Raw genomic sequence first — 24,506 nt, forward strand, 5'->3', positions numbered from 1 at the left:
TGGCTCCTCGGGCAGGACTCGAACCTGCGACCAATTGATTAACAGTCAACTGCTCTACCAACTGAGCTACCGAGGAATATAAAAAAGCAAACTTACTTTTTTTTTTAACTAAAACAACATCTTTTTTGGAGGCAACGCCCGGAATCGAACCGGGATACAAGGATTTGCAATCCTCTGCGTAACCATTCCGCCACGTTGCCTTATGTTTTAGATGATAGCTACATCAGTTTTATATTAAATTTTTAAGATTAGTCTATCAAATAACGTTTTAATTTGATTATTGTTAATTTAGATTAATAAATTATAAACTAACTATATCCAAGATGAGCGATAAATATATACATTCCAATGTAGAAGATAAGATCTATTCGTATTGGGAAAAAAATAAACTATTTAAACCTCAAAAAAACTCTAAAAAATTTTCAGTCGTAATTCCGCCACCAAATGTAACAGGAAGTTTACATATGGGACATGCTTTAAATAATTCAATTCAAGACATGCTAGTTCGATATTACAGAATGAATAATTATGAAACTTTATGGCAACCAGGTACAGATCATGCTGGTATTGCAACTCAGGCACTTGTTGAAAGAAAACTTGAAAAAGAAAATCAAAATAAAAATACATTAGGAAGAGAAAAATTTATTGAAAAGGTTTGGGATTGGAAAAATCAGTATGGTGATATAATTATCAATCAATTAAAAAAACTAGGTTGTTCATGTGATTGGTCCAGAAATGCTTTTACTATGGATGAAAATTTATCTAAATCTGTAATTAAGGTATTTGTTGAATTACATAAAAAGAAACTAATCTACAAAGCAGAAAAATTAGTAAATTGGGATACAGTATTAAAAACTGCAATTTCAGATTTAGAAGTAGATCAAAGAGAAATGAACTCTAAGATTTACTATATTAGGTATCCAATAAATAAATCATCAGAATTTATTACTATAGCTACAACTAGGCCTGAGACTATGCTTGGGGACACAGCGATTGCAGTAAATCCAAAAGATAAAAGATATAAAAGTTTTGTTGGCAAAACAGTCACTATACCTATTGTAGGTAGAAAAATTAAAATAATTAAAGACAATTATGCGGACCCAGAACAAGGTACAGGAGCACTAAAAATTACCCCAGCACATGATTTTAATGATTATGATGTAGGTCAGAGAAATAAACTCGAAATAATAAATGTTTTTACTGAAGATGGTAAAATAAATAAAAATGCACCTAAGGATTATGTAGGCTTGGATAGATTTGATGCCCGAAAAAAAATATTAAATGAACTTAAAGAAAAAGATTATTTTGTTAAAGAGGAAAATATAAAAAATAAAGTTCCTTATGGAGATAGATCTAATTCTGTTATCGAACCTTTTTTAACTGAGCAATGGTTTGTTGATGCAAAAAAATTAGCTATCAAAGCAAAAAAAATTGTTAAAACCAAAAAAACAAATTTTTTTCCAAATAATTGGTCTAAAACTTATTTTCAATGGATGAATAATATTGAGCCTTGGTGTGTCTCTAGACAGTTGTGGTGGGGTCATCAAATCCCAGCATGGTATGGACCTGACAATAAAATATTTGTTGCTTTAAATGAAAAAGAAGCAAGCGAGCAAGCTAAGAAACATTACAAAAAAGATGTAAAATTAGTTAGGGATCCTGACGTATTAGATACTTGGTTTTCTTCTGGTTTATGGCCGTTTGCAACTTTAGGATGGCCAGATAAAAAAGATTTCGTAAAAAAGTTTTATCCAACCACAGTTTTAGTAACTGGTTTTGATATAATTTTTTTCTGGGTTGCAAGAATGATTATGTTTGGAATGGAATTTCTTAATAAAGAACCTTTCAAAGATATATATGTTCACGCTTTAGTAAGAGATGAAAAAGGACAAAAAATGTCTAAATCTAAAGGCAATGTAATTGATCCATTAGACTTAATCGAAAAATATAGTGCAGATGCATTACGATTTACTCTGCTTTCAATGGCTTCACCTGGAACTGATGTAAAACTTTCTGAAGATAGAGTTAAAGGGTATAGGAACTTTTTAAATAAATTGTGGAATGCAAATAATTTTTTAATCACAAATAATTGTGATTTTAATAAGACTGATAAAGTTCCTAAAACTAGCTTAAATATCAATAAATGGATTTATTCTGAATTGATTGAAATAAAAGATAAAATTCAAAAAAATATTAAAGACTATCGATTTGATGAGGCAGCCAAAAATGCTTATCAATTTGCTTGGCATTCATATTGTGACTGGTATATCGAACTTTCAAAGACAATCCTATATTCAGATGATGAAAAATCAAAAAAAGAGGTAAAAGAGGTATCAGCTTATGTATTTAAACAAATACTTATTATGCTTCATCCATTTATCCCATTTGTCACTGAGGAAATATGGTTAAAAAATAAGCTTGATAAATCGAATAAGAATTTCCTTATGTATAAAAATTGGCCATCAGGAAAAGTTAAAAAAGATAAATCTCAAAAGGATGTAGAGAAAATCATCAATATTATCTCAGAAATAAGATCTTTTAAAAATGAGTTAAATGTCAGTCCAGGTTCATTTGTAGATCTTTCTATGAATAAGATAGCTAAAAAAAATCGATCTTTAATGGATAATAACGAAATAATCTTAAAAAAACTTGGTCGTATCAATAATTTTTTTGAAAAGGATCAAGATAGGCCCTCTGCAACTCTTGTAATTTCAGGTGACATTTTTAAGATTTATTTTGATGAAAATGTTGACTTAAGTTTAATCAAAGAAAATTTACTAAAAAGACAAACAAAATATCAAGATGAATTAAATAAGATTTCACAACGATTATCAAATAAAGGATTTGTCGATAGGGCACCAAAAAATATTGTTGAACAAGAAAAAACTAACTATAGTAACTTAAAAAATGATATCAAAAAAATATCTTTAACAATTGAAAGTTTATAATGCGGAAATTTAATAAGAAAAAATTACCAAGTAGACATACATCTTTAGGACCCGACAGAGCTCCTCATAGGTCTTTTTATTATGCAATGGGAGAAACAGAAAAAGATGTTGCCAAACCTTTTATAGGAGTTGTATCAACATGGAATGAGGCGGCACCTTGTAATATAGCCTTAATGAGACAAGCCCAGTCTGTTAAAAAGGGTGTAAGAGCATCAGGTGGAACACCAAGAGAGTTTTGTACAATTACAGTTACTGACGGTATTGCTATGGGGCATGAGGGAATGAAATCCTCATTAATATCAAGAGAGGTTATTGCTGACAGTGCTGAATTGACTGTAAGAGGTCATTGTTATGATGCTTTAGTAGGTATTGCAGGTTGTGATAAATCTTTACCTGGTTTGATGATGTCGATGGTTAGATTAAACGTTCCGAGTGTATTTATATATGGTGGTTCAATACTACCAGGTAAATACAAAGGTAAAGATGTGACTGTTGTAGATGTTTTTGAAGCGGTTGGAAAACATTCATCAGGACAAATGTCTGCAAAAGAATTAAGAAAATTAGAATTAGTTGCATGTCCAACAGCAGGAGCTTGTGGGGGACAATTTACTGCTAACACTATGGCCTGCGTATCTGAAGCGATTGGTCTAGCACTACCTTATTCAGCTGGAACACCAGCTCCGTACGAAGAACGAGATAAGTATGCAAAAGCAAGTGGGCGAATGGTTATGGAATTATTGGCTAAAAAAATTAAACCAAGAGATATAGTTACAAGAAAGGCTTTAGAAAATGCTGCAACAATTGTTGCTGCAACAGGTGGATCAACTAATGCAGGTTTACATTTACCAGCAATAGCAAATGAAGCTGGTATAAAATTTGATTTAATGGATGTTGCAAAGATATTTAAAAGAACTCCTTATCTTGCCGACTTAAAACCAGGTGGAAAATATGTTGCTAAAGATATGTGGTTAGCAGGTGGAGTACCAATGCTTTTAAAAACTCTTTATGAAGGTGGTTATATTCATGGAGATTGTATGACTGTTACAGGTAAAACAATGAAAGAAAATTTAAAGGGAATTAAATTTAATCCTAAACAAAAAGTAATGAGATCATTTAAAAATCCATTATCTCCGACAGGTGGTGTTGTTGGTTTAAAAGGTAATTTAGCTCCTGAAGGAGGAATTGTTAAAATTGCTGGACTTAAAAAATTACAATTTACTGGAAGAGCAAGATGTTTTGATAATGAAGAAAGTGCAATGAAAGCAGTTCAGAGCAGAAAATATAAAGATGGTGATGTAATTATTATTAGATATGAAGGACCAGTTGGTGGACCAGGTATGAGAGAAATGCTTTCAACAACAGGTGCAATTTATGGTCAAGGTAAAGGAGAAAAAGTTGCTTTAATAACTGATGGAAGATTCTCTGGAGCAACTCGGGGATTTTGTGTAGGCCATGTAGGACCCGAGGCTGCATTAGGTGGACCGATCGCTCTATTACGTAACGGAGATATTATTGATATTGATGCTAAGAAGGGAACAATTAATGTTCGATTAACTAGAGCACAATTAGCTTCAAGAAGAAGAAAATGGAAAGCTAGAAAATCTGATTTTGGATCAGGAACTCTTTGGAAATACGCACAAACTGTAGGACCTGCATATTTAGGAGCACCAACACATCCAGGTAAGAAAAACGAAGTTAAGGATTACTCGAAAATTTAATGAAAATTCGCCCAGTCATTTTATGTGGTGGAGCTGGCACAAGACTTTGGCCTAAAGCTAAAAAACATCAAGCGAAACAATTTATAGACTTTGGTAACTGGACTTTATTAGGTAAAACTTTAGAGAGAGTTAAAGCATCTATATATGATGCTCCAATTATAAGTACTAATGCAAAATATTTAAAACAAGTAAAACAACACCTAAAGAAACACAAAATAAGAAAATTCAAGATAGTTTTAGAACCAGCTAAAAGAAATACCGCACCAGCTATATTAAGTACGGCATTAATAAAGGATATACCTAACGAACAACCTTTAATGTTCTTGGCTGCTGATCATTTGATAGAGAAGGTTGCTTTATTTAATAAAGCTATAAAAAAAAACCAAAAGAAACTTACTCATAATAATATCTTTATCTTTGGAATTAAGCCTACAATCCCTTCAAGTGAGTTTGGCTATTTTTTAACAAAAAATACTAAAGTAACTAGATTTATAGAAAAACCAAAAGCGGCTAAAGCTAAACAAATAATTAGTAAAAAAGGTTATTGGAATTCTGGAATGTTTTATTTGAGAAAAGATTCAATAATCGATAACTTTAAGAAATACCAACCAAATATTTACCGAAATTGTAACAAAGCTGTAACAAAAGCAAAATATAAAAGTAATGTGTATTATTTAAACAAACAAGCATTCACCAAAGCAACAGCTAAGTCTTTTGACTATGCAATATTAGAAAAAACTAAAGATATAAATGCGATCAAATTAGATATTCCATGGTCTGATTTAGGTTCTTGGAAAGAAATCTGTAAGATGTATGGACGAAATAAAAGACATTATTATAAAAAGAAGAATGTATTTCATAGACCTTGGGGTAGTTATGTAAATCTATTTAATGGTAAGGAATTTTTGATTAAAGAACTATATGTAAAACCAAAAGGTATTTTAAGTCTTCAAAAACATCATCATAGAGCTGAGCACTGGGTAGTTACTCATGGTAAACCAAAAATTACTTTAAATAAAAAATATTTTACTATGAAACCTGATGAAACAATTTTTATTCCACTAGGTGCAATCCATAGAATAGAAAACCCATATAAAAAACCAGTCAAAATAATTGAAGCACAAGTAGGCTCAATTTTAAAAGAAACAGATATTGTAAGATTTCAGGATGTATACGGAAGAGTAAAGTAGTTTATGGAACTTTTAACATTCGTTTTGTTAATCATAATAGCTATTTTATTATTTTTTCTTTTAAAAAAAGAAAGAGTCTTGGATATTAATACTGAAGTTAAAATTGAAGATAAAAAGTTAGATGAAGATGAAAGTAAGAAATATAGAGAAACTATTTATAATCTTCTAAATTACATTCCAGAAGGAATCATAATTCTAAACAAATCCAAGGAAATAATATTTAGTAATAGTTCAGCCAGTAAAAGGTTCCAAACAAAGTTGAATGAAAATATAAGTGGATTTTTAAGAAATCCGGACTTGTTAAGTTCAATTGAGAAAGCTTTCAATGGAGAAAATTCTAATGATCTTGAAATAGAACTACGAAACCCTTCAGTTCTTAGAATGAATGTAACAATTTACCAAGATAATAATAATTTATTCTTTGATGAGCCATCTTGCTTGCTTTTTATGAGAGATTTAACAGAATTTCACAAATTTCAACAATTAAAATCAGACTTTGTTGCAAATGTTTCCCACGAACTTAGAACACCATTGCAATCTATTAAGATGGGACTTGAGACATTTGAAAATAATGCAGATTTAAAAAAGAATTCTGAAGTTACTAATTTATTACCAGTAATGAGCTCTCAATCTGAAAGAATGGAAAATTTAATAAGAGATTTGCTATCTCTTTCTAAGATTGAGCTTCAAGAACATATAAGGCCTACACACGAAATAGATTTAATTGATGTCCTTAGCTATGTGATTAAGACTTATGAAAACATTGTTAAAAAAAATGACATTAATTTAAATCTGCAAAAAACTGAGAATTTTAAAATTATTGGTGATCGGGATAAATTAATAGAAATTTTTACTAACCTTATTGATAATTCAATTAAATATAGTGAGAAGGGCAAAGAAATTAAAATTGCCACTAAAAAAGAGGGTGATCTAAATATTGTCTCTATATCAGATCAAGGCATAGGAATTCCTAAGGAATTTATTCATAGAATCACCGAAAGATTTTTTACTGTTGATCCCAGCAAAAGTCGAAGTGTTGGAGGAACAGGCTTAGGACTAGCCATTGTTAAACATCTTGTTTCTCAACATAGAGGCGAAATGATTATTAATAGTGAGGAAAATCAAGGAACTACTATAGATTTGAAATTTAATTCAATTTAATTCAACTAAAAAGTTAGCCTTTGTAACAAAACTTTAACTTTCCTTTAATAAAATATTTAAGATTTAGATTTAATTGATGATGCATAACGAATCTAAAAAAGGAGAAAAATGAATAGATTAGTAAAAATTTTATTAGGGTTTCTTTTAGTACTTAGTTTTACAACAACTAGTCACGCAAGAGATCAAATAAAAATTGTAGGTTCTTCTACTGTTTACCCATATGCTACAGTTGTAGCTGAAAAGTTTGGTAAAGGTGGAAAATTCAAGACACCAGTAATCGAAAGTACAGGTACTGGTGGAGGAATGAAATTGTTCTGCGCAGGTGTAGGAGCAAATCATCCTGATATAACAAATGCATCAAGAGCAATTAAAACTAAAGAAAAAGCTTTATGTGAGAAAAACGGAGTTGCTGAAATTATTGAAATAGTAATAGGCAATGACGGTATTTCATTTGCACACTCAGTGAATGCTCCAGATGCAGATTTTACAAAAGAACAATTATGGAGAGCTTTAGCATCTAAAGTAGACATTGATGGAAAACTTGTTGAAAATCCATATAAAAATTGGAGTGATATAGACTCCAGTCTTCCAAATAAAAAGATTGAAATATTAGTTGCACCCCCAACATCAGGTACTAGAGATGCATGGAATTCATTAGTTATGGTTAAAGGATGCACTAAAACAGCCAAATCTCTTTATGATGCTGGAGGTAAAAAAGCTAAAAAAGAATGTGCTAAAATTAGAGAAGATGGATACGCTGTTGAGGCTGGCGAAAATGATACTTTAATTGTACAAAAACTATCATCTAATCCTGATGCATTTGGCTTTTTTGGTTATAGTTACTTAGTTGCCAACAAGGATAAAATCAAAGCATCATCTATTAATGGTGTTCAGCCATCATTAGAAGGTATCCAGGACTATTCTTATCCAATTGCAAGACCATTGTTCTTTTATGTAAAAAAAGCTCACATTGGAGTAATTCCAGGCATTAAAGAGTTTCTCAAAGAATTTACCTCAAAAAAAGCAATGAGTAACAGAGGTTATTTAGCTGAAATAGGACTTGTTCCTTTAGCTTCAGATAAATACAAAGTTACTAGAACTGCTGCAGTAGATCTGAATACAATCAAGTTAAAATAAGTTTCATTTATCCCCAAAAAAAGGCCAGTAATAACTGGCCTTTTTTTTTGATTCAATCTTAGATTTAATTTGTAATATTTCTGTAACATTAAAAATATATCACTCAAGGCGAATGAACATCGTTCTAATATTTTTAATCACTATATTTTCTGTCTCTTTGTTTTTCTATGGAAAATCAAAAACTAAAACCATTTCTATAAAAGATAATATCAAATTAAATGCTCTACCAAAATTTTATGGTTACTATCTTGTTTTATGGTGTTCAATACCAGCATTAGTATTTTTATTAGTCTGGTCATTATTTGAACCTGTAATTATTAAATCTATAATTATTGAAACAGCTGCAAATCAAGGTGCAATTTTTAGCGATAAAAATGAAGCAAATTTAATATATGAAAAAATTAAAGCTATTCATTTAGGTACATATTTTGGAGATATAGACAGTATATTGAGAGAAAGCGCTCTTGCGTATGCAAAATTTATAAATCTTTTTACAAATTCAAAAGTAGTTTTAATTTTTGGTATAATTATAGCTTCTGTTATTTACTCTTTAAAAAAAATAAAGAATAACAATAAAGCTAGAGACGATGTGGAAATTATATTAAAAGGTTTATTGTTTGTATCTTCCTTAATAGCAATTTTAACTACTCTCGGAATAATATTTTCACTACTTTTTGAAAGTATAAAGTTTTTTTCAGTCATTAATGTTTTCGATTATTTATTTGGTACAAATTGGAGTCCTCAAAGAGCCTTTGTTAGAGATGCCTCCTCAATAACTGCAGCTGAATTTGAAGAATTAAAAGATGCTTTTGGCTTTATTCCATTAATTGCAGGAACATCTTTCATAGCTTTTATTGCAATGTTAGTAGCTGTTCCTATTGGTCTATTTTCAGGAATTTACATGGCTGAATATGCTTCAATTAAAGTAAGAAGAATTTCAAAACCAATTATTGAAATTTTAGCAGGAATACCAACTGTAGTTTATGGTTTCTTTGCTGCATTAACTGTTGGACCTTTTTTTAGACAAGTTGGTGAAAATTTAGGATTAACTGTTTCATCTGAAAGTGCTTTAGCTGCAGGATTAATTATGGGAATAATGATTATTCCTTATGTTTCATCTTTATCTGATGACGTAATTAATTCTGTACCACAATCATTAAGAGACGGTTCATATGCTGTAGGAGCCACTAAATCAGAAACAATTAAACAAGTCGTGATACCTGCGGCTCTTCCAGGGATAATAGGATCAGTTCTATTGGCAGTATCAAGAGCGATAGGTGAAACAATGATAGTTGTCATGGCAGCTGGCCTTGCTGCAAATCTTACAATTAATCCTTTAGAGTCTACTACAACAATCACAACTCAAATTGTAATGATACTTGTTGGTGACCAAGAATTTGATAGTCCGAAAACTCAATCTGCTTTTGCTTTAGGACTTACATTATTTATAGCAACATTAATATTGAATTATATCGCTCAAAGAGCAGTCAAAAAATATAGAGAGAAGTATGACTAAAGAAGAAAGATTAAAAAAAAGACATCGAGCAGAAAAAAGATTTAGATTTTACGGATTAACATCTATCTTTGTTGCCTTGTTGTTTGTTGTTATTCTAGTTCAAAATATTTTCTCAAAAGGAAGTTCAGCCTTTAAAAAAACAGTAATTACCACTGAAGTTTTCTTTGATCAAGAATTACTAGAAATTCAAAACGGTGCATCCCAAGAAGAAATAATTGAAGCTGATTTTTACGATATAATGATCGAAAATTTGATAAAGGCTTATCCAGCAAAAGATAGAGATGAGGAAGATGAATTATTAAAATTATTTAGTGGTGACGCTGAAATTGAGATTAAAAAAGCTTTTTTAAATGATAATAACTTAATAGGTAAAACAATCACATTAGATTTAACAGCTTCTGATGACATTGACCAATTACATAAAGGTAATTATCCAAGAGATTTACCCGAAGAAAGAAGAAGAATTTCTGACTTTCAATTAGTTATTTATGATTATTTTGTTGAAAATAAAAAGATAAGTAAAAATTTTAACAATTATTTTTTTAACAATGGTGACTCTAGAGATCCAGAATTAGCAGGTATAGGTGGAGCTTTAGTTGGATCATTTTATAGTATTTTAATTTGTTTATTACTAGCTTTTCCAGTGGCTGTTCTAGCGTCGATTTACTTGGAAGAGTTCGCTCCAAAAAATAAAATTACAGATTTTATTGAAATTAATATAAATAATTTAGCAGCAGTGCCATCTATTGTTTACGGTTTGCTTGCTTTACAAATTTTGCTTGCAACTATCCAATTACCGAGATCAACACCATTAGTTGCTGGAATAACTTTAGCGCTAATGACTTTACCAAGAATTATTATTCCATGTAGAGCTTCATTAAAAGCTGTTCCACCTTCAATAAGAGAGGGCGCTCTAGCAGTTGGTGCATCTAAATTTCAATCTGTTTTTCATCATGTAGTACCGTTAGCACTACCTGGCACTTTGTCAGGAACTATAATCGGATTAGCTCAAGCATTAGGTGAAACAGCACCACTTATATTAATTGGAATGGTAGCATTTGTTGTTGATATACCGTCAAGTCCAGTTGATCCATCATCTTCTTTGCCTGTTCAAGTGTATTTATGGTCTGAGTCTGCAGAAAGAGGTTTTGTTGAAAAAACCTCAGCAACTATTATGATGCTTTTAAGCTTTTTAATTGTAATGAATTTTATTGCAGTTTACTTGAGACAAAAATTTGAAAAACGATGGAACTAAATGAGCAACATTAAAATAAAATCAAAAAACTTGAATGTTTATTATGGTGATAAACAAGCATTATTTGATGTGAATTTAGATTTGAATGAAAAAGAGGTAACTGCATTAATTGGTCCATCAGGATGTGGTAAATCAACTTTCATAAGATGCATTAATAGAATGAATGATGTTATTGATATTTGTAAAGTTACTGGAAATATCGAAATGGATGGTATGAATATTAATGATAAAGATTTAGACGTTGTTTCATTGAGAGAAAGAGTTGGAATGGTTTTTCAAAAGCCAAATCCTTTTCCAAAAAGTATATATGATAATATTTCGTATGGTCCTAAAATTCATGGAAAAGGTGAAACCAAAAGCGAATTAGATCAAATTGTTGAAAATAGTTTAAAAAAATCTGCATTATGGGAAGAAGTTAAAGATAGACTTGATGAACCAGGCACAAGTTTATCTGGAGGGCAGCAACAAAGACTTTGTATAGCGAGAGCTATATCTGTTAATCCTGAAGTGATCTTAATGGATGAACCATGTTCAGCATTAGACCCAATTGCTACTGCAAAAATTGAGGAATTAATTGATGAATTAAAAAAAACTTATACGATTGTTATAGTAACACACTCAATGGCTCAGGCTGTACGTGTTTCACAAAAAACAGGGTTTTTTCACCTAGGAAAGTTAATTGAAGTTGGAAAAACTGAGAAAATTTTTAAAAATCCTGACAATAAAATGACACAAGACTATATTACAGGTAGATTTGGATAAATTATGAGCAATGAACATACAGTAAAGTCTTACGAAGAAGAACTTCAATTCCTTAAAGACTCGTTAATTAAAATGGGTAGCTTAACCGAGTCACAATTAAGTGATGCAATGGATGCGGTGATTAAAGTTGATAAGGACTCAATTGATAAAATTATTAAAAGTGATGAAGAAATTAACAAATTTAGATCTAAAATAGATACTCAAATAATGAATTTACTAGTTAAAAGAGCACCTATGGCAATTGATTTAAGAGAAACCATAAGTTCATTAAAAATCTCTCAAGATTTAGAAAGAATAGGAGATCTTTCAAAGAGTAATGCGAAAAAAGTTAAACCTTTACCACTAGATTTACCTGATGAGTTATTAGGAAATTTGAAAAGACTTGGAGAGCTTGTTATGAAACAATTAACTGATGTTCTTGATAGTTATGTGAACAAAAACTTTGATAAAGCTAAAGAAGTTTGGGAAAAAGATGAACAAGTTGATGACTTAACTTATATCGCAATGGAAAGTGTAATAGATTTTTTATCTAAAGATAAAAAAAACTTAGATTTTTCAACGCATTTAATTTTTGCTACAAAAAACTTGGAAAGAGCAGGCGATCATATAACGAATATCGCTGAAACAGTATGTTATTTAGTAAAGGGTGAATATTTAAAAGGTAGTAGACCAAAGGGTAAAGTAATCCAAGAATAATTTGATGAAAGGAAAAATTTTTATTATTGAAGATGAAGCTTCAATAGTTCAATTAGTCCAACATAATCTAGAAAAAGAAGGTTTTGTTGTCTCTTCATCATTAAATGGAAATGAAGGTTTAAAAGAGTTAAAAAAATTTGAACCTAATCTTCTCTTATTAGATTGGATGCTACCAGATTTATCAGGGATAGATATCTGTAAAAATATTAGAAGAGACAGTAGTTTTAAGAGCCTTCCTATCATTATGCTTACAGCCAAAGGTGAGGAAGAAGACAAGGTAAAAGGCCTTGAAAGTGGTGTAGATGATTATGTTACAAAACCATTCAGTTTTAATGAGCTTTCTGCTCGAATAAAAGCTGTTCTAAGAAGATCTGATCCTAAAGTTGTTGCAAATGTATTAATATTTGAAGATTTAAAATTAGATAGAATAGAAAAAAGAGTTTTTAGATCAGATAAAGAAATTCAACTTGGCCCTACAGAATTTAGATTATTAGAATTTTTCTTAACAAATCCCAAAAGAGTTTATTCACGAGATCAAATTTTAGAAACTGTTTGGCCTAATAATGTAAATGTAGAAAGTAGAACCATTGACGTTCATATAAGAAGACTAAGACAATCAATCAATATTGAGGGTAAAAAAGAGTTAATTCGAACAGTTAGAGCCTCAGGTTATTCTTTAATTTAAATAATTATTTTATAAATCCCTACTAAGAACAATGGTATTTGTAATCCAAAATTAGTTAGTATTGCTTTATCTTTGCTAATAAATCCAGCTATAGTCCATCCAACAACTCCTAATCCATGAAAATATATATTTAATGGATATATATTTAAATTTGTAAGAAGTATACCTACTAAAACTAAGAATGTACTAATCCACTTTAGATATTTTTTTATAAACATATTTTCTCCTTCTTATTAATTATTAAATTAATGTAACAAATTTATTAAGATGTAACAGTATTAGAGAAAATTTGTTATATATTTATGAATAAAGAAACCAACAATTAAAAATCCTAGGCCTGTGCCATAAATTAGGAAGAAATTCATATTAAATGATTTCGCAAAAAAGAAGGGTAAAAAAAATAAATAACTCACAGGAACCGCCACCAGTATGCTCTTAGTAAAAAGAATTGTTTTTTCTATATCATTATGCTCATAGTAGGAAAAAGCTATAGCTATGAGTGATACAAGAGGTAAGGCGATAATAAAACCTGCAAGCTTTGGACTTAGCCCTGAAAGCCAACTGGCAAATGCTATTATTATCGCTGCAAGTATGATCTTTAAAGTAAAAAATATCATTAATAATTCAAATTTATTTGGCTATACATTTTTTGCATAAACCAAAAAATTCAAGATTATATTTACTATATTTCATACCAGCTTTATCTTTAAAATTTGATAGATATTTTGAGAGACTAGAATTATTAATCTCTGTTACTTTTTCACAACTTTCACATATAGAAAAAGCAGTAGCTTTTGACACCTGACAACTCGAATTTTGACATGCGATAAACGCGTTTCTACTTTCAATTTTATGAATTTTTCCAATTTCAACTAACTTATCTAATGCTCTATAAACTTGTAAAGGAGCTTTAATTCCTTTTTTTTGAACATTAAAAAGAATTGAATAGGCTTTCATTGGTTCAGGTGATTTATCAATTATATCGAAAATAATTCGCTGATTTTTTGAAAGAGTGTGCATATTGTTTAGTTTACCGATTCCTCATTAATTTTTCAATTTAATCGATTGTTTGATGTTTAATAATGATAAAATAAATAGCAATAAAGATGCTGCTATAATTGAGGGTCCAGATGCAGTATTAAATTCTAGTGAAGAAAATAATCCCAAAATCACAGATAACAAACCACCTATAATTGAATACATTACCATTTTCTGAGGGCTTGAAGAGATATTTCTAGCCATTGCAGCTGGTATGATCAACATTCCTGTAATTAATAATAAACCAACCATCTTTATTGAAATAGCAATAATCGCTGCCATCAGAATAGTAAAAATAGCTTTTGCACGATCAGGATTTAAACCTTCTGCTTCAGCCAATTCATAATTAACCGTTGATGCAAACAAAGGTTTCCAAACTAATTTTAGAACTAAGAGGATTAATGCTCCTCCAATCCATATTATTAATAGATCATTAACTGTAACAGCTAATATATCTCCAAATAATAATCCCATAATATCAAATCTAATAAAAGATAAAAAACCAATGACCACAAGACCTATTGCGAGTGATGAGTGAGCTAAAAGACCAAGCAAAGCATCACCAGGAAGATTAGTTCTTTTTTGAAGTTGTATTAAAGTTAAAGCTATTAAGGACGAAATAATAAATACTGAAAATGCTATATTGAATTCCATTGAGTAAGCCAGTGTTACTCCAAGTAATGCAGAGTGAGCTAAAGTATCTCCAAAATAGGATAATCTTCTCCAAACAACAAAACATCCAAGAGGTCCAGTAACTATGGCAACTCCAATACCTGCTATTAAAGCTCTTATAAAAAAATCATCTAGCATTTAATTTTTCTTTATTTCACCTTCACTTGTATGAACATGATCATGTCTATGTTCATATCTTGATAAAATTTGTGAAGCCTGTTCACCAAACAAAGCTTTGTATTCATTATTTTTCGCTACATCCATTGGTGATCCTGAACAACATACATGACCATTCAAACAAACAACATGATCTGTAGCACTCATTACCGTATGTAAGTCATGAGAAATTAATAAAATACCACAATTTAATTCATCAGAAATTTTTTTAATTAATTCGTATAAAGCAATTTCACCAGTAAAATCCACACCTTGAACTGGTTCATCGAGTACTAATAACTCAGGTTTCTTTGAAATGGCTCTTGCAAGTAATACTCTTTGAAACTCTCCGCCAGACAAATCACCTAAATTTTTATCTTTTAGATGAATAACACCAGTTAAAGACAAGGCCTCATCAATTAATTCATTACTAATACTTTCTGTTAATACCATGAAATCGTTTACTCTTAGTGGTAGTGTCCAATCAATTGAGATTTTTTGCGGTACGTATCCAACTTTACTAGTGTATTTTTCTACAGAACCATCAATCTTTTTATAAATACCTAGTGCAATCTTAGCTGTTGTGCTTTTACCTGATCCATTAGGACCAATTAGAGTAACTATTTTTCCTTTTTCAACTTGTAGTGATACTCCTTTGACAAGCCATTTATTATTTAGACTAAAACCAGCTCTATTTAACTTCACAAGTATATTCTGATTTGAGCTCATATTATTCCTTGACTTATAAATGTTATATTATTACATAGTGTTATATTATAACATTTAAATTATACAACATATGAAAAATATAAAAAAATTACCATTTATCTTATCAATATTATCATTCTTAACTATTTTTGTACCCGCAAATGCAGAAATTAAAGTAGTTACATCAATTAAACCAATACACTCACTAGCTAGTTATTTAATGGATGGGGTGGGAAAACCAGACTTAATAGTAGACGGTTATGCTTCTCCTCATGGATTTGCACTTAAGCCAACTCATGCGAAAATGTTGCAAGAAGCTGATTTAGTATTTTGGGTTGGTGAGGACTTAGAAAATTTTTTAGAAAAACCATTAAAATCGATTGTCAAAAAAGCTGAAAAAATTGAATTAATGGAAATTAAAGGGTTAACAAAACTTAAATTTAGAGAAAGAAATATTTTTGATGAACATGGTCATAAAGATGATGAACATGGTCATAAAGATGATGAACATGGTCATAAAGAGGATGAACATGGTCATAAAGAGGATGAACATGGTCATAAAGAGGATGAACATGGTCATAAAGATGATGAACATGGTCATAAAGAGGATGAACATGGACATGATGAGCATGCACATGGTGAACATGATCCACATATTTGGCTAGATCCAATGAATGCAAAAATAATTTTAAGTGAGATGGCAGAACATTTAATTGAAAATGATAAAAAAAATGAGGCTAAATATATGACAAATTTAGAAAAAGCTCATAAAGACTTAGATAAACTCACTAAAAAAGTTAAATCGGAATTAAATAAAGATTTTAAATCAATAGTTTTTCATGATGCTTATCAATACTTTGAAAAAAGATTTGAAATTAATATTTTAGGTGCATTTACAGTAAATACAGATGTCATGCCTGGTGCTGAGCAATTAGCTAAAATTAGAGAAGTAATTGAGCATGACAAAGTAAGTTGTATTTTCTCAGAGCCTCAATTTAATCCTGATATTATTAAAGCTGTAGCAAAAGATACTAATATTGCAACAGGCGTAATAGATCCCTTAGGAGCAACACTTAACCCTGGCAAAGATTTATACTTCGATTTAATTGGCAATATGTCTAAATCTTTTAAAGGCTGTTAAATAAAAATTGATATTTAACCATTAATAATATCTAATAATGGGATGAGTACAGTTTCCCTTACATTAGATGAAATTTTTGATTTAGCTAAAAAGACTTTACTAGCTAATGGTTGTGATGATGAAACAGCATCTATTCTTTCTGATTTAATAAGAAATGCTGAAAGAGATGGATCTTTATCTCATGGTTTGTTTAGGTTACCTGCATATGTAAGTGGTTTAAAAAGCGGAAAAATTAATGGTAAAGGAAAACCTGAAGTAAAAAAGATTTCTTCATCAGTAATAAAAGTTCAAGGCAATAACTGTTTAGCCCCTGTAGTTTTGAATAAAGGGTTACCTGAATTAGCAAAAGCAGCAAAAGAAAATGGTGTGGCTGTGCTTGCTATAAATAATTCACATCATATGGCGGCGATGTGGCCGGAGACAGAAAAACTGGCAGAGGAGGGTTTAGTTGCCTTTGCTTGCACATCATACAAGCCTGCTGTAGCACCTGCTGGAGCTATCAAACCTTTGTTTGGAACAAATCCAATTTCTTTTGCATGGCCACGACCAGGAAAAACTCCTGTAGTTTACGATATGGCAACTGCATCAATGGCAATGGGTGAAGTTCAAGTTGCTAAAAGAGAAGGGCATAAAGTTCCACTTGGAACTGGTTTAACTAAAGATGGTAAAGAAACAACTGATCCAGGAGCAATAGCTGATGGTGGTGTACTACTTCCTTTTGGTGGATATAAAGGTTCCGCAATAGCAATGATGGTAGAACTAATGGCTGGCGCATTAGTTGGCGATAATTTTAGCTTTGAGACAGCTGCAAAAGATAATAATGATGGTGGACCTCCTAGTGGTGGAGAATTTATTCTTGCAATTTCACCTGATAAAACTTCAGGAACCGATTGGCAGAAACACGCTGATGAATTTTTTAATAAAATGAAATCATTTGAAGGAGTTAGACTTCCAGGGGAAAGAAGACATAAAAATAGATTAGATAAGGGCCCTCGTCTTATCAATGAAGAGCTGGTTAAAAAAATTAAATCTTTAAGCTAAAGTAATTTCTATTGGTGTATGGTCCGATGGTTTTTCACGGCCTCTTGGATCTTTATTAATATTAATAGCTTTAACTTGGTCTATTAAAGAATTTGAAACTAAAAAGTGATCAATTCTCATACCATTATTTTTCTGCCATGCACCTCTCATATAATCCCAAAAAGTATATCCTTCTTTAGTTTCATTAAAATGTCGGTAAACATCATTAAAACCTAGATTAATCATTTCTCTTAATTTTTTTCTTATTTCCAATCTAAATAGAGCATCGTCTTCAAAGCTTTTTGGATTATAGACATCCTCAGCTGCAGGAATAATATTAAAATCACCACCAAGAATTATATTTTGATTTTTTTTAGTTAAAGCTTTTAATTGTTTAATTAAATCATCAAGCCATTTTTTTTTATAATCATATTTTTCAGTATCAACAGGATTACCATTTGGCGTATAGATATTAATTAATTGAATATTTTTCTTTTTGTATTCAAGTTCAGCTGAGATTATTCTTGATTGTTTAAGCTTATCTTTGATTAAATCTGTTCTGATATTTTTTAATTTTCCTTTTGAGATAATAGCAACACCATTGTAACTTTTTTGACCAAATACATGACTCTCATAGTCCATTGAAGAAAAATCGTCATAAGGAAAGTTTACATCCTCAGTTTTAATTTCTTGCATCATCACAACATCAGGTTTGTATTTTAGAAGATAACTCTTAATATTTTCAATTCGTGCTCGTACAGAATTTACATTCCACGAGGAAATAATCATTAAAGAGAAAACGAAACACCACAACCACAAGAAGATTTGGTTTGTGGATTAGTTATTTTGAATTGTTCGCCGATTAATTCTGAAACATAGTCAATTTCTGATCCTTTTAATAAATCTGCAGACGTTTTATCTATCAATATATTTTCATAATTTAAATCATCGGCTGCTTTTTCTTTGTCAAAAGTAAATTCATATTGAAAGCCTGAGCAACCACCGCCTTTGATAGCGATTCTAAAAAATGACCCTTTGTCTTTTTTAGACAGCAAAACATTGATCTGTTTTAGAGCCTTATCAGTAAATTTAATTTCTTTAATCATTATTGATCACTGGTATTACTAATATAATACTTAAATTTTAATTTTAAAGGATGAAAAAATACTCAAAGATTGCTCTTACCAAAAGCAAAGGAAGAATATTCAAAGAATCTGTATCAAAATATAGATCGCCATTTCAAAGAGATAGAGATCGAATAGTTCACAGTGCCTCATTTAGAAGGCTCAAACACAAGACACAAGTATTTGTTAACACAGAGGGTGATCATTACAGAACAAGATTAACCCATTCAATGGAAGTTGCTCAAATTGCACGATCAATTGCAAGATATCTTGAATTGAATGAGGATCTAGCTGAAACCTTAAGTTTAGCACATGATTTAGGTCACCCACCTTTTGGTCATGCTGGTGAGGACTCTCTTAATGAATGTATGGAAGATTATGGAGGCTTTGACCATAATTTACAAACTCTTCGTGTGGTTATGTTTTTGGAGAATAAATATCTAAAGTATAGTGGATTAAATCTTTCAATTGAAACCTTAGAAGGATTGCTTAAACACAATGGTCCTGTTAATGAATTAGATTTAGTTGATAGTCTTATTGGTGTAAAAAAATTCAATCATAAGATTAATTTTGAAACTTATCCATCATTAGAGGCTCAAGTTTCAGCTATTTCAGATGATATAGCTTATAATAATCATGATATTCAAGATGGTATAAATGCAAATTTATTTAAACTAGAGGAGTTAATTGAAATTAACTTTTTTAAAGATATTTATAAAAAATATAAAAAAAAGATAAACAAACAAAACTATAAAATTACAACATATCAGATTATAAGAGATTCTATTGATCAAATGATTAGAGATTTAATTAAAAATACCAAAACCAATTTGAAGATTAACAAAATAAAAAATTATAAAGATATTACTAAAGCAAATTTAACAATGGTAGATTTTTCTGAAAAAGTCAAAGATTCTGTTAATGAAATAAGATTTTTTTTAAAAACAAAGATGTATAATAATAATGCAGTTCTGAAAAAAAATGATAATGGCAAATTAATAATTAAAAAACTGTTTAATAAAATACAAAAAAACCCTAAAAAATTTATTTCAAAAAATCATCTCTCAAAGGATAAATATAGAGCAATTTCAGATTTTATATCAGGAATGACAGACAGATATGCAATCAACCTTCACAAAAACTTTAAATGAATATTTTTGAACAGTATTTAGATAAAATAAAAGAAATCCTTTCAACACTTTCTTCAAGTGGAGATTTAATTTTACCAGATTCACTAAACGGGGTAACCGCTGAAATTCCACCTTCAAAATTTGATAGTGATATTTCTACCAATGTAGCCATGGTTCTTTCTAAGATTAATAATAAATCTCCATCAGATCTGGCGTCAATCTTGGCAGAAAAAATCAAAAAAGAAGATAAATTTATTGAAGAGATATCAGTTGTAAAACCTGGTTTTATCAACATTAAATTTAAACCTATTTTTTGGACAAATTTTATTAAAGAGATGATTAAAAATTCTAAATCTTTTGGAACAAATAAAAATATTAAAAGAAATTACCTAATAGAATTTGTATCTGCTAATCCAACAGGTCCTTTACATGTTGGTCATTGTAGAGGTGCAATATTAGGCGATGTGATGGCTAATCTTTTATTATTTAATAATAATAAAGTTACAAAAGAGTATTATATAAACGACTACGGTAATCAGATTATAAATTTTACAAAGTCAGTTTATTATAGAATAAGAGAGATTTCTTTTAATGAACCTTTTCCAGTTGATAATGAAGATTTATATCCTGGAGACTATTTAATTGATTTTGCTCAAAACATTTTAAACTCAAATAAAAATATTGATTTTAAAAATTTTGACAAAATATCCAAAGAATTAACTTCTTTAGCCATTAACGAAGCATTAAAATTAATCAAAAATAATCTTAAAAGTCTTGGTATTAATCATGATAACTTTGTCAGTGAAAAAAAATTAGTTGAAAATCAAGAAGTAGAAAAAGTTATTGAGTTTCTTCAAAAAAACAAATTTGTTTATAAAGGAAAGATAAAGGCGCCTGCTGGTGAAGATGACAGTAATTGGGTTGAACGTGAGCAGTTGCTTTTCCGATCAACCGATTTTGGAGATGACAAAGATAGAGCATTACAAAAATCTGATGGTGCTTGGACTTATTTTGCAAGTGATGTTGCATACCACAAAAATAAATTAGACAGAAAATTTGATAGGCTTATTAATATTTTAGGCGCAGATCATGCTGGTTATATCAAAAGAATTTCATCATCTGTTGAAGCTCTATCAAACTCCAAAGATAGATTAATTTGTAAAGTTAGCCAACTTGTTAAACTTATTAAAGATAAGAAACCCTTTAAAATGTCTAAAAGAAAAGGAGACTACATAACTATAGAAGATTTAATTAATGAGGTAGGAAAAGATGCAACAAGATTTATAATGCTAAACCGAAGTAGTGATGTTGAACTCGATTTTGATTTTGATAACGTTATAGAAAAATCAAAAGATAATCCCCTTTATTACGTTCAATACTGTTATGCAAGAATATGTTCAGTATATAGACATCTTGATAAAGATTTAAAATCAGATCTAGATATTACTAATTACGATTTTGAGTATTCCAAAGATGAAATTAAAATCTTAAAAAAATTATCTGAATGGCCCAAGTGTATTGATGTATCTTGTAATAAGCTTGAGCCGCATAGAATACCGACTTATTTATATGAATTAGCCTCTTTATTTCATTCATATTGGAATTTAGGTAAGGAAAATCCAGACAAAAGATTTATTAATGATCAAAAAAAAATAACTGACGATAAATTGATTTTTCTTAAAGCTATTTCCAATGTAGTAAAATCTGGGATGAATATAGTTGGAGTATCTACGCCAGATAAAATGTGATGCTAAAAGAGATTAAATATTTGATATTTTTATTATTCATCAGTTTTTTTATATTTTTTACAGGTAAGTATTATTTTTCAGATAATAATAAAAAAAATTCTTTTAGATCTTTGAGTAATATTGACAAAAAAATTGATATTTATTCTGAAAAATTGCCAGTTTTAGAAAATGATACTAAAGATATCATCCAATATGTAGAGAAATCTAACAAAGATAAAAAGAAAAAATTTAATTTTTGGAAACTTCTAGATTAATGAATAATCGAAGATCTTTTATTATTGGTATTAAATCAACAAAACTTAGTAATAGAGAAAAGAATTTTCTTAGAAAATATAAGCCATGGGGAGTAATTTTATTTACCAGAAACATAAAAGACATTAAACAAGCGAAGAAGTTAACCACATCTATTCGTAAAATCTTTAACGATAATAAATATCCAATCTTGATTGATCAAGAAGGTGGTAGAGTAAACCGACTTAGAAATATTATATCTTTTGAAAATTTGACATCTGAATTTTTTGGTAAAAAATTTATAAAAAAACCTAAGGAATTTAATTTTTTCTATAAACTTTTTATTGACAAAACTTCATATTTATTAAAATTGATAGGAGTTAATATTAATACTTGTCCTGTTTTAGATCTTAGAAAGAAAGGTTCATCATCAATTATTGGAGACAGATCTTTCTCTAGTAATCCCAAAATAGTTTCTAAAATTGGTGATTATTGCATCAACTATCACCATAATAATGGCATAGGAACTGTTATTAAACATATACCAGGACATGGTTTAGCAAAAGTTGACAGCCACCATTTTACACCTGTAATTAGTAAAAATTTAGATTACTTATTAAAAAATGATTTTTTTCCTTTCAAAAGAAAAAATTCTTTTTTTGCAATGACAGCCCACATCATATTCAAAAAGATTGATTTAAAAAATACAGTAACGCATTCTAAAAAAATAATAAAATTAATAAGAAATAAAATAGGTTTTAAAAATATTTTGATTTCTGATGATATATCTATGAAAAGTTTAAAAGGTAAAATTAAAGAAAATACAATCAATGCGTTTAATGCAGGTTGTGATCTAGTTTTACATTGTAATGCCAAAGAAAAAGAGATGGAAATTGTTGCTCAAAACTCACCTTTCTTAAGCAAATTTGTAATAAAAAAAACATCACAATTTTACAAGATAATAAGCTAGTATTCATTTATGACAGAAAATGATTCCTCACTTTTTAGTGTTGATATTGAAAACTATAATGGTCCATTAGATATATTATTAGACCTTGCAAAATCTCAAAAGGTAAATTTAGAAAATATTTCTATCACAAAACTGGCAGATCAATTCCATGAGTTTATAACCAATCAAAAAAATTTGAATTTAGAGATTGCATCTGAGTATTTGCTTATGGCTACATGGCTTGCTTACTTAAAATCTAAACTTCTTTTACCTGGAACACCAGAAGAGGAATTTAAAGTTCAAGAAGTAGCAGAAAAATTAAAACTCCAACTAAAAAAATTAGAGTTAATAAGACTACTATCAGAACAAATGTTAAAACGTAAAAGGTTAGGTCGTGAAATTAGAACAAGAGGTATCAAATCAGGCATTAGACCGATCTACAACAGTGAAATTAAAGTAAATTTATTTGAATTATTAAAGACATATTCAACAATCATTATGACCAAAGATTTTCAAAAAATAAATATTCCAAAACTACCTGTCTTCACAACTGAAGAGGGGATTAAAACAATTAGAGATTTTTTTGGAAAATTAACAGATTGGAAAAAATTAGAGGACTTAATACCTAAAAATTTCAAAAGTGTTACTAAATATAAGAAAACCGGTACAGCAGGTATATTTGCTGGATCACTTGAACTTGTTAAAGAAGGTAATTTAAGAATTAAACAAGAAAATTTATTTGATGACATTTTTATTAAGGAAAAGTAATGGACAAAAAAAATATAAAAAAGAATAATATTATTGATTTTCCTAAAAAGTTATCTTCAATTGAAAAAGAAATTGAAGCAATAGTTTTTGCAGCTGCGGAGCCTCTTGATATAGAGACTATAGAAAATAAGATTTCAAAAAAAACTAATGTTGAAAAGATTTTATTAAAATTACAGAGTGAATATAAAGATCGTGGTATTAACTTAGTATGTATCTCAAAAAAATGGTCATTTAGAACCTCCCCAAATCTTTCTGAGATCATGAAGCAAGAAAAAACCGTTGAAAAAAAGTTATCAAGAGCTGCAATTGAAACACTTGCAATTATTGTTTATCATCAACCAGTGACGCGTGCTGAAATTGAAGAGATTAGAGGTGTTGCATTTGGCACTAATACTCTTGAAATTTTGATGGAGTTAAACTGGGTAAAACCAGGTGGGAGAAAAGATGTCCCTGGAAAACCTATTCAATATGTTACGACTGATGATTTTTTAAGTCATTTTAATCTTCAAAAGTTATCTGACTTACCAACTGTTGATGAATTGGGAGCTGCTGGTCTTATTGATAGTACAAATATTGATAATGCAATTTTTGGGACTGGTAAATTTTATAAAGAAAAACAAGATGATAAAAAAGAGGATATTTATTCGAATATTGATGAAATGTTAAGTAGCACCCTAGACTCTGAAGAGAAAAATAAGAATTCATAACTTAAGTTAAAAAGTCACTTTCAAATTGAGATTAAAAGATATATAG

The 24,506-nt window shown here is 29.7% G+C and carries 25 protein-coding genes and 2 tRNA genes; 18 read left to right on the plus strand and 9 right to left on the minus strand.

Annotated elements, in window-relative coordinates; translation table 11 throughout:
• Window positions 1-76 (minus strand) — tRNA-Asn (locus B5L73_RS03260).
• 50 nt (window positions 77-126) lie between these two features.
• Window positions 127-200, minus strand: a tRNA-Cys gene (locus B5L73_RS03265).
• Between the two features lie 123 nt (window positions 201-323).
• On the opposite strand from B5L73_RS03265, the gene B5L73_RS03270 reads away from it, so the two are divergent.
• The 10 genes from B5L73_RS03270 (at window position 324) to phoB (ending at window position 13,068) form a co-directional block, all read left to right on the plus strand.
• Window positions 324-2,948 (plus strand): valine--tRNA ligase, encoded by a 2,625-nt coding sequence (locus B5L73_RS03270; protein WP_085147782.1) that lies wholly within the window; start codon window positions 324-326, stop codon window positions 2,946-2,948.
• Window positions 2,948-4,666: a dihydroxy-acid dehydratase gene (gene ilvD, locus B5L73_RS03275; protein ID WP_085147784.1), complete on the plus strand. Its 1,719-nt coding sequence runs from the start codon at window positions 2,948-2,950 to the stop codon at window positions 4,664-4,666. Before B5L73_RS03270 ends, ilvD begins: the two co-directional genes overlap by 1 nt.
• The gene (locus B5L73_RS03280; RefSeq protein ID WP_085147786.1) at window positions 4,666-5,856 is read left to right on the plus strand and encodes a sugar phosphate nucleotidyltransferase; all 1,191 of its coding nucleotides are present in this window, start codon (window positions 4,666-4,668) and stop codon (window positions 5,854-5,856) included. The genes ilvD and B5L73_RS03280 overlap by 1 nt, the downstream gene beginning before the upstream one ends.
• A gap of 3 nt (window positions 5,857-5,859) precedes the next feature.
• Window positions 5,860-7,017 carry a sensor histidine kinase gene (locus B5L73_RS03285; protein ID WP_085147788.1) on the plus strand — a complete coding sequence of 386 codons (1,158 nt, stop codon included), beginning with the start codon at window positions 5,860-5,862 and terminating at the stop codon, window positions 7,015-7,017.
• A gap of 108 nt (window positions 7,018-7,125) precedes the next feature.
• Complete coding sequence (locus tag B5L73_RS03290; RefSeq protein WP_085147790.1) at window positions 7,126-8,154, plus strand: substrate-binding domain-containing protein; 1,029 nt, start codon at window positions 7,126-7,128, stop codon at window positions 8,152-8,154.
• Window positions 8,155-8,266: 112 nt separating this feature from the next.
• Window positions 8,267-9,670: a phosphate ABC transporter permease subunit PstC gene (gene pstC, locus B5L73_RS03295; RefSeq protein ID WP_085147792.1), complete on the plus strand. Its 1,404-nt coding sequence runs from the start codon at window positions 8,267-8,269 to the stop codon at window positions 9,668-9,670.
• Window positions 9,663-10,925, plus strand: coding sequence for a phosphate ABC transporter permease PstA (gene pstA / locus B5L73_RS03300; protein WP_085147794.1), 1,263 nt, complete (start codon window positions 9,663-9,665; stop codon window positions 10,923-10,925). The genes pstC and pstA overlap by 8 nt, the downstream gene beginning before the upstream one ends.
• Window positions 10,926-11,687: a phosphate ABC transporter ATP-binding protein PstB gene (pstB, locus tag B5L73_RS03305; RefSeq protein WP_085147796.1), complete on the plus strand. Its 762-nt coding sequence runs from the start codon at window positions 10,926-10,928 to the stop codon at window positions 11,685-11,687.
• A gap of 3 nt (window positions 11,688-11,690) precedes the next feature.
• Window positions 11,691-12,383 carry a phosphate signaling complex protein PhoU gene (gene phoU, locus B5L73_RS03310; protein WP_085147798.1) on the plus strand — a complete coding sequence of 231 codons (693 nt, stop codon included), beginning with the start codon at window positions 11,691-11,693 and terminating at the stop codon, window positions 12,381-12,383.
• Between the two features lie 4 nt (window positions 12,384-12,387).
• Window positions 12,388-13,068 carry a phosphate regulon transcriptional regulator PhoB gene (phoB, locus tag B5L73_RS03315; RefSeq protein ID WP_085147800.1) on the plus strand — a complete coding sequence of 227 codons (681 nt, stop codon included), beginning with the start codon at window positions 12,388-12,390 and terminating at the stop codon, window positions 13,066-13,068.
• On the opposite strand, the gene B5L73_RS03320 is transcribed toward phoB, so the two are convergent.
• The 5 genes from B5L73_RS03320 to B5L73_RS03340 are packed head-to-tail and all read right to left on the minus strand — an operon-like array spanning window position 13,065 to window position 15,663.
• Window positions 13,065-13,286: a DUF6552 family protein gene (locus tag B5L73_RS03320; RefSeq protein ID WP_085147802.1), complete on the minus strand. Its 222-nt coding sequence runs from the start codon at window positions 13,284-13,286 to the stop codon at window positions 13,065-13,067. The genes phoB and B5L73_RS03320 overlap by 4 nt on opposite strands.
• A gap of 60 nt (window positions 13,287-13,346) precedes the next feature.
• Window positions 13,347-13,685 carry a hypothetical protein gene (locus tag B5L73_RS03325; protein ID WP_232309637.1) on the minus strand — a complete coding sequence of 113 codons (339 nt, stop codon included), beginning with the start codon at window positions 13,683-13,685 and terminating at the stop codon, window positions 13,347-13,349.
• Window positions 13,686-13,698: 13 nt separating this feature from the next.
• Entirely contained in the window at window positions 13,699-14,088 is a 390-nt protein-coding gene (locus B5L73_RS03330) for a Fur family transcriptional regulator (protein ID WP_085147804.1), read from the minus strand.
• 24 nt (window positions 14,089-14,112) lie between these two features.
• The gene (locus B5L73_RS03335; protein ID WP_085147806.1) at window positions 14,113-14,916 is read right to left on the minus strand and encodes a metal ABC transporter permease; all 804 of its coding nucleotides are present in this window, start codon (window positions 14,914-14,916) and stop codon (window positions 14,113-14,115) included.
• Complete coding sequence (locus B5L73_RS03340) at window positions 14,917-15,663, minus strand: ATP-binding cassette domain-containing protein (protein WP_085147808.1); 747 nt, start codon at window positions 15,661-15,663, stop codon at window positions 14,917-14,919.
• A 70-nt stretch (window positions 15,664-15,733) separates the two neighbouring features.
• Here B5L73_RS03340 and B5L73_RS03345 point away from each other — a divergent pair, with 70 nt between their 5' ends.
• A complete protein-coding gene (locus tag B5L73_RS03345) occupies window positions 15,734-16,783 on the plus strand; it encodes a zinc ABC transporter substrate-binding protein (RefSeq protein WP_085147810.1) in 1,050 nt (349 codons plus the stop codon).
• A gap of 42 nt (window positions 16,784-16,825) precedes the next feature.
• Window positions 16,826-17,824, plus strand: coding sequence for an Ldh family oxidoreductase (locus B5L73_RS03350; RefSeq protein WP_085147812.1), 999 nt, complete (start codon window positions 16,826-16,828; stop codon window positions 17,822-17,824).
• On the opposite strand, the gene xth is transcribed toward B5L73_RS03350, so the two are convergent.
• On the minus strand, window positions 17,816-18,592 hold the full coding sequence (xth, locus tag B5L73_RS03355; RefSeq protein ID WP_085147814.1) for an exodeoxyribonuclease III: 777 nt from the start codon (window positions 18,590-18,592) through the stop codon (window positions 17,816-17,818). The genes B5L73_RS03350 and xth overlap by 9 nt on opposite strands.
• Window positions 18,592-18,909 (minus strand): HesB/IscA family protein, encoded by a 318-nt coding sequence (locus B5L73_RS03360; protein ID WP_085147820.1) that lies wholly within the window; start codon window positions 18,907-18,909, stop codon window positions 18,592-18,594. The genes xth and B5L73_RS03360 overlap by 1 nt, the downstream gene beginning before the upstream one ends.
• Before the next feature lie 50 nt (window positions 18,910-18,959).
• Between B5L73_RS03360 and B5L73_RS03365 the strand changes: the two genes are divergently transcribed.
• The 6 genes from B5L73_RS03365 to scpB are packed head-to-tail and all read left to right on the plus strand — an operon-like array spanning window position 18,960 to window position 24,460.
• On the plus strand, window positions 18,960-20,078 hold the full coding sequence (locus B5L73_RS03365; protein WP_085147822.1) for a deoxyguanosinetriphosphate triphosphohydrolase: 1,119 nt from the start codon (window positions 18,960-18,962) through the stop codon (window positions 20,076-20,078).
• Window positions 20,075-21,805 carry an arginine--tRNA ligase gene (gene argS / locus B5L73_RS03370; RefSeq protein ID WP_085147824.1) on the plus strand — a complete coding sequence of 577 codons (1,731 nt, stop codon included), beginning with the start codon at window positions 20,075-20,077 and terminating at the stop codon, window positions 21,803-21,805. The genes B5L73_RS03365 and argS overlap by 4 nt, the downstream gene beginning before the upstream one ends.
• On the plus strand, window positions 21,805-22,059 hold the full coding sequence (locus B5L73_RS03375) for a hypothetical protein (RefSeq protein ID WP_085147826.1): 255 nt from the start codon (window positions 21,805-21,807) through the stop codon (window positions 22,057-22,059). Before argS ends, B5L73_RS03375 begins: the two co-directional genes overlap by 1 nt.
• A complete protein-coding gene (locus B5L73_RS03380) occupies window positions 22,059-23,006 on the plus strand; it encodes a glycoside hydrolase family 3 N-terminal domain-containing protein (RefSeq protein WP_085147828.1) in 948 nt (315 codons plus the stop codon). Before B5L73_RS03375 ends, B5L73_RS03380 begins: the two co-directional genes overlap by 1 nt.
• Before the next feature lie 9 nt (window positions 23,007-23,015).
• Window positions 23,016-23,753: a segregation and condensation protein A gene (locus tag B5L73_RS03385; protein WP_085147830.1), complete on the plus strand. Its 738-nt coding sequence runs from the start codon at window positions 23,016-23,018 to the stop codon at window positions 23,751-23,753.
• Window positions 23,753-24,460 (plus strand): SMC-Scp complex subunit ScpB, encoded by a 708-nt coding sequence (scpB, locus tag B5L73_RS03390; RefSeq protein WP_085147834.1) that lies wholly within the window; start codon window positions 23,753-23,755, stop codon window positions 24,458-24,460. The genes B5L73_RS03385 and scpB overlap by 1 nt, the downstream gene beginning before the upstream one ends.
• Window positions 24,461-24,506: the final 46 nt, after the last annotated feature.

Origin of the sequence: Candidatus Pelagibacter sp. RS39 (assembly GCF_002101315.1) — a bacterium.
GTDB lineage: Bacteria > Pseudomonadota > Alphaproteobacteria > Pelagibacterales > Pelagibacteraceae > Pelagibacter.

What these genes read in the sequence shown, in the direction of transcription:
- B5L73_RS03285 (WP_085147788.1), top strand. Translation starts at nt 5,860, where the DNA reads ATGGAACTTTTAACATTCGTTTTGTTAATCATAATAGCTATTTTATTA.
- B5L73_RS03325 (WP_232309637.1), bottom strand. Translation starts at nt 13,685, where the DNA reads ATGATATTTTTTACTTTAAAGATCATACTTGCAGCGATAATAATAGCA.
- xth (WP_085147814.1), bottom strand. Translation starts at nt 18,592, where the DNA reads ATGATTATTTCCTCGTGGAATGTAAATTCTGTACGAGCACGAATTGAA.
- pstC (WP_085147792.1), top strand. Translation starts at nt 8,267, where the DNA reads ATGAACATCGTTCTAATATTTTTAATCACTATATTTTCTGTCTCTTTG.
- B5L73_RS03360 (WP_085147820.1), bottom strand. Translation starts at nt 18,909, where the DNA reads ATGATTAAAGAAATTAAATTTACTGATAAGGCTCTAAAACAGATCAAT.
- B5L73_RS03345 (WP_085147810.1), top strand. Translation starts at nt 15,734, where the DNA reads ATGAAAAATATAAAAAAATTACCATTTATCTTATCAATATTATCATTC.
- B5L73_RS03380 (WP_085147828.1), top strand. Translation starts at nt 22,059, where the DNA reads ATGAATAATCGAAGATCTTTTATTATTGGTATTAAATCAACAAAACTT.
- scpB (WP_085147834.1), top strand. Translation starts at nt 23,753, where the DNA reads ATGGACAAAAAAAATATAAAAAAGAATAATATTATTGATTTTCCTAAA.
- ilvD (WP_085147784.1), top strand. Translation starts at nt 2,948, where the DNA reads ATGCGGAAATTTAATAAGAAAAAATTACCAAGTAGACATACATCTTTA.
- phoU (WP_085147798.1), top strand. Translation starts at nt 11,691, where the DNA reads ATGAGCAATGAACATACAGTAAAGTCTTACGAAGAAGAACTTCAATTC.
- B5L73_RS03375 (WP_085147826.1), top strand. Translation starts at nt 21,805, where the DNA reads ATGCTAAAAGAGATTAAATATTTGATATTTTTATTATTCATCAGTTTT.
- B5L73_RS03270 (WP_085147782.1), top strand. Translation starts at nt 324, where the DNA reads ATGAGCGATAAATATATACATTCCAATGTAGAAGATAAGATCTATTCG.
- B5L73_RS03340 (WP_085147808.1), bottom strand. Translation starts at nt 15,663, where the DNA reads ATGAGCTCAAATCAGAATATACTTGTGAAGTTAAATAGAGCTGGTTTT.
- B5L73_RS03365 (WP_085147822.1), top strand. Translation starts at nt 18,960, where the DNA reads ATGAAAAAATACTCAAAGATTGCTCTTACCAAAAGCAAAGGAAGAATA.
- phoB (WP_085147800.1), top strand. Translation starts at nt 12,388, where the DNA reads ATGAAAGGAAAAATTTTTATTATTGAAGATGAAGCTTCAATAGTTCAA.
- B5L73_RS03330 (WP_085147804.1), bottom strand. Translation starts at nt 14,088, where the DNA reads ATGCACACTCTTTCAAAAAATCAGCGAATTATTTTCGATATAATTGAT.
- B5L73_RS03320 (WP_085147802.1), bottom strand. Translation starts at nt 13,286, where the DNA reads ATGTTTATAAAAAAATATCTAAAGTGGATTAGTACATTCTTAGTTTTA.
- B5L73_RS03335 (WP_085147806.1), bottom strand. Translation starts at nt 14,916, where the DNA reads ATGCTAGATGATTTTTTTATAAGAGCTTTAATAGCAGGTATTGGAGTT.
- B5L73_RS03350 (WP_085147812.1), top strand. Translation starts at nt 16,826, where the DNA reads ATGAGTACAGTTTCCCTTACATTAGATGAAATTTTTGATTTAGCTAAA.
- B5L73_RS03385 (WP_085147830.1), top strand. Translation starts at nt 23,016, where the DNA reads ATGACAGAAAATGATTCCTCACTTTTTAGTGTTGATATTGAAAACTAT.
- argS (WP_085147824.1), top strand. Translation starts at nt 20,075, where the DNA reads ATGAATATTTTTGAACAGTATTTAGATAAAATAAAAGAAATCCTTTCA.
- pstA (WP_085147794.1), top strand. Translation starts at nt 9,663, where the DNA reads ATGACTAAAGAAGAAAGATTAAAAAAAAGACATCGAGCAGAAAAAAGA.
- B5L73_RS03290 (WP_085147790.1), top strand. Translation starts at nt 7,126, where the DNA reads ATGAATAGATTAGTAAAAATTTTATTAGGGTTTCTTTTAGTACTTAGT.
- pstB (WP_085147796.1), top strand. Translation starts at nt 10,926, where the DNA reads ATGAGCAACATTAAAATAAAATCAAAAAACTTGAATGTTTATTATGGT.
- B5L73_RS03280 (WP_085147786.1), top strand. Translation starts at nt 4,666, where the DNA reads ATGAAAATTCGCCCAGTCATTTTATGTGGTGGAGCTGGCACAAGACTT.